This window comes from Cellulomonas sp. P5_C6, assembly GCF_054049635.1.
Genome location: NZ_JBFULZ010000279.1, coordinates 1 through 3,929, shown reverse-complemented (window position 1 = coordinate 3,929; position 3,929 = coordinate 1). Strand labels below are relative to the sequence as shown.

Annotated in this window: 5 protein-coding genes, 1 tRNA gene and 1 pseudogene; 1 reads left to right on the top strand and 6 read right to left on the bottom strand. The window is 72.5% G+C overall.

Annotated features, from left to right (window positions below):
• The coding region (locus tag ACXJKG_RS20005; RefSeq protein WP_456847476.1) for a FadR/GntR family transcriptional regulator at positions 1-337 on the top strand (337 nt) is incomplete at its 5' end.
• 856 nt (positions 338-1,193) lie between these two features.
• On the opposite strand, the gene ACXJKG_RS20000 is transcribed toward ACXJKG_RS20005, so the two are convergent.
• The 6 genes and pseudogenes from ACXJKG_RS20000 to ACXJKG_RS19975 form a co-directional block, all read right to left on the bottom strand.
• The gene (locus tag ACXJKG_RS20000) at positions 1,194-1,574 is read right to left on the bottom strand and encodes a hypothetical protein (protein ID WP_456847475.1); all 381 of its coding nucleotides are present in this window, start codon (positions 1,572-1,574) and stop codon (positions 1,194-1,196) included.
• Between the two features lie 47 nt (positions 1,575-1,621).
• Positions 1,622-1,855 carry a helix-turn-helix transcriptional regulator gene (locus ACXJKG_RS19995; RefSeq protein ID WP_456847474.1) on the bottom strand — a complete coding sequence of 78 codons (234 nt, stop codon included), beginning with the start codon at positions 1,853-1,855 and terminating at the stop codon, positions 1,622-1,624.
• A 160-nt stretch (positions 1,856-2,015) separates the two neighbouring features.
• A tRNA-Ala gene (locus ACXJKG_RS19990) sits at positions 2,016-2,088 on the bottom strand.
• Positions 2,089-2,159: 71 nt separating this feature from the next.
• A complete protein-coding gene (locus ACXJKG_RS19985; RefSeq protein WP_456847473.1) occupies positions 2,160-2,858 on the bottom strand; it encodes a histidine phosphatase family protein in 699 nt (232 codons plus the stop codon).
• Entirely contained in the window at positions 2,855-3,244 is a 390-nt protein-coding gene (gene rsfS, locus ACXJKG_RS19980; RefSeq protein WP_456847472.1) for a ribosome silencing factor, read from the bottom strand. The genes ACXJKG_RS19985 and rsfS overlap by 4 nt, the downstream gene beginning before the upstream one ends.
• 19 nt (positions 3,245-3,263) lie before the next feature.
• Positions 3,264-3,929, bottom strand: a pseudogene (locus ACXJKG_RS19975) (hypothetical protein); the annotation flags it as partial.

Genomic DNA, 3,929 nt, shown 5'->3' with positions numbered 1-3,929 from the left:
GGCCCTGGAGTCCATGCGCGCGTCGCTCGACGACCCCAGCGCCTTCGGCGCGTCCGACGTGCGCTTCCACGACATCGTCATGGAGATCTCCGGCAACCGCCTCGCCGAGAGCATCGCCCGGTCCCTGTTCGAGCGCGCGCGCGACAGCGCGCGGTACCACGGCATGACACCGCCGTCGTTCCACGAGCGGACGCTGCGCGAGCACGAAGCCGTGTTCGCGACGATCGAGGCCCGCACCGCCGAGGCCGCTGAGCACGCGATGTACTCGCACATCATCGACGCCTGGCAACGCCGCCGCCTGCCGGACCACTCGGGCACCAAGTCGCGTCGCATGTAGGCGCCTCGGGGATCACGTCGACGGAGATGGATCCGGGATCTCGGGTGGCCAGGGTTTCGACACGGTTCGCCGGGCGACGACGTTGGCGCGGCACCCACGCTCACGCCCGAGGCGTCCGCGGCAGGAGTCAGGTAGACCGAGGCGGCTCACGTGTCGGCGCGATCTCGGAGGCCCGCCCCGGTGCGTGCGTCGAAGCTCTGCGAATCCCGACGCATGCACAGAGCGCGGAAGCGAGCGCACACCGCATCCGGGAGTTCGGAATACCCCGGGGCGCGCAGGCCACTCTCGATGAGCGCCGTCGACGGCGCCCAGATCGAGCCGCGCCGGTAGCCATCGTCCTCGTCGTGCGGAGAGTCGACCCCTTCGGTCGCCGAGCCGAACTCTGACAGGTGACCCTCGAGGCGGGAGGCCAGCGCGTCGCGGACGTCGGCGGGGMAACCGCTGGCCGAGAACGATTGGCAGGAGGTTGAGCAGGCTGGATGCGGTGCTCGGTCGTCCCCGCAATGCCCCGACCGCGACGAGCTCCTTGCCGTTCCACAGATCTCGCGGGAGCGCCTCCAGGACGGTGTCGTGCGCGGATTGCCACCGATCGGCGAGCTCGCGGGTGGTCGGGCCCCCGGGAGCGACCGTCGCGGACCAGATCACCGGCCATCTCCGCGATCCGACGCCGGCGTACTTGGGCAGCGAGGTCCGGTACGGCGATGCTGCGGCGTGAGGCGTCAGTCTTGGCCTGGTCCTGCCGGAAGTCACGCGTCCCCTGCCGCCGCACGACCGTGCCCCGCACATGGGCGACCATCCCCTGAGGCGCGTCGGTGATGTCGCACGGTCGTAGTGCGAGCACTTCGCCGGGGCGCATCTACGTGCCGAGCAGGACCTCGTAGATGTCGGCCCCACCCCGCAGGAACCACTCGACGCGGCCGGTGCCGATTTCCCCCAGCGTGTACGGCTCGAGTGCCGGTCGCGCGTGCAGCCGCAGATCGTCGCGGTAGTTCTCCTTCGTTCCTTCGGAGATGTCCCGCAGCTCCAGGTCCGCCAACCACAGGTCACAGAGATCGCCGAACGGGCTCGCTACGCTCAGCAGTCCCCCGCTGCCGTACCCGGCGCGGTCGACAAGCTTGTTCTTGAGCCGCGCTCGGGCTTCGCGCTGATTGGTGGCGACTGCGGTCACCCTGCGGAGCCGGCCGTCCAGATCCCGGTAGCGCGTCATCGCCCGATAGCGGGCGCCCAGGTCGGTCACGGCGATGTCGCCGAAGGTGCCGATCGCAGTGCGGGGCCGCCCGCGGCTCACGTGCCGCCTCGCGGGCGGTGGCGTTCGCCGTCGGCGGCCTCCATGCGGGCCAGCCAGGCCTCGATCTCGCTCATCCGGAACCGCAGCTGGCGTCCGACTCGGAAGCCGCGCGGTCCGCGTCCTTGGGAGGGCAGGTCGTAGAGGGCCTGGTTGCTCACCGAGAGGTAGGCGGCGAGCTCGGACAGGGTCATCGCCGGCTCGGTGGCCGACGTCGCAAGGTTGGTGTCCATGCCACCAGGTATTCGGGGACGGTCCCAAGACGCGGCAGGAGGTCCGAGAGACCCGTGTGACGGGCCGAGTCGCGACCCATATGTGTCTATTAAGTGTCCAGTGGCCACGTCAGGCTCCTAGGTTCAGGATCCCGGCGTGGCCTCTGACCAGCACTTTCGGTGGAGCTGAGGGGATTCGAACCCCTGACCCCCTGCATGCCATGCAGGTGCGCTACCAGCTGCGCCACAGCCCCGCAGCCCCCCGGGGGGGACCACTCACGCCCGTAGGCGCTCGGAGAGTTTAGAACGAACGCAGGCCCAAACGCTAATCGGGGTCCCGCGTCTCGGAGTCGGCGTCCGAGTCGTGCGTCGTGTCCGGTCCCGCGTTCCAGTCGCTCGACGCGTCCGTGGGCCCGAGGTTGTAGCCGACCATCCGCCACGCGGGAGCGAAGTCGCCGCGCGTGGCGATGAGCTCGGTCCAGTGGACGTTGAGCATGCCGGCGAAGCCGTGCCAGTCGGTCGGCATGCCGAGCAGGTCGCCGACGGCGCAGCTGATGGCGGAGCCGTGCGAGACGACGACGAGCGTGTCGTCCTTCCCGAGCGCCGCAGCGTGYTCGAGGATCCCCTCCCGGACGCGCGTCGCCACCTCCGCGCGCGTCTCGGCGCCGACGCCCTCGGGCTGGCCACCGGCGCGCCACACGGCGAACTCCTCGGGCCAGTCGCGCCGCAGGTCGTCGCCCGTGAGGCCCTCCCAGAGACCGAACGCGCGCTCGCGCAGGCGGGGGTCGACGACGAGGTCGAGACCCGCCGCGCGCCCGAGGAAGCTCGCGGTCTCGTGGGCGCGGCTCAGGTCGGAGGTCACGATGACGGTCGGCTCGTGGCGCGTCAGCAGGCGCGCGGCGGCGGTGCGGGCCTGCCAGCGGCCGACGTCGTCGAGGGGGATGTCGACCTGGCCCTGCAGGCGCGCCTGCGAGTTGTAGGCCGTCCGGCCGTGCCGGACGAGGAGCAGACGCCCCGCCGTCACGCGTCCGCGCCCTGGTCGGTCCCCCGCGCGTCGGCGGGGAGATCGATCACAGGGCAGTCCTTCCACAGCCGCTCGAGGGCGTAGTACACCCGGTCCTCCGCGTGCTGGACGTGCACGACGACGTCGCCGAAGTCGACCAGCACCCAGCGGCCCGCGCCCTTGCCCTCGCGCCGGATCGGCTTGGCCCCGAGCTTGAACAGGGCCTCCTCGACGGCGTCGACGATGGCGCCGACCTGGCGCTCGTTGCTGCCGGAGGCGATGAGGAAGACGTCGGTCAGCACGAGCTGCTCGCTGACGTCGAGCGCGATGATCTCCTCGGCCTTGATGTCGGAAGCGGCGCGGGCGGCCGCCACGGCCAGCTCGATCGCTCGTTCGGTCGCAGCCACGGTTCTCCTCGGTTCGGGGTCAGGCAGGTCCGGCCCGCAGGCCGGTCGGGACGTGCACGGTGGAGGCGGCGACGGACGCCGCGGCGCTGGTCCCCGGGGTGTCCTGCCCTCGGCTGAGCAGCAGGACGATGAGGAAGCCGAGCACGAACGCGACGAGCGCGAGCACGATGAGGTGCAGCCATGTGTACGGGTGACGCGGGCGCTCGTCGTCGTCATCGTCGTCGAAGTCGTCGTCCTCGTCGCGGGCGGCGCCGGCCGGGATCGGGTCCGGGAACCCGCCGGGCGGAGGCGTGAAGGCTGCAGCGGCGGGCGCGCCGCCTGCCCGCGGGGCGGGGACGGTGCCGGCGGACAGTCCGGTGGGYGACCACGCTGCGGGTGCCGCGTCCGGCGAGGACGCCGCGGGTGCTGCGGGTGCCACGGACCAGCCCGGCTGACCGGTCGGCTGGGCCGGGCGGCTGGTCGCCGGCGCGCTGGAGGAACGCGAGGTGGCAGGCGTGGGCTGCCAGGCGCCGGGCTGCGCCGCCGGAGCGGGCGCCGCGGCGGGCGTCGGCTGCCACGGCGCGGGCTGACCGGTGGKGGTCGGCGGGGTCCCCTGCTGCCAGGACCCGGGCTGGGCCGCGGGAGCGGGCGAGCCGGGCTGCGGCCGGGGTGCGGGCGGCACGGCGCTCGGCTGCGAACCCCACGT

What these genes read in the sequence shown, in the direction of transcription:
- ACXJKG_RS19995 (WP_456847474.1), bottom strand. Translation starts at nt 1,855, where the DNA reads ATGGACACCAACCTTGCGACGTCGGCCACCGAGCCGGCGATGACCCTG.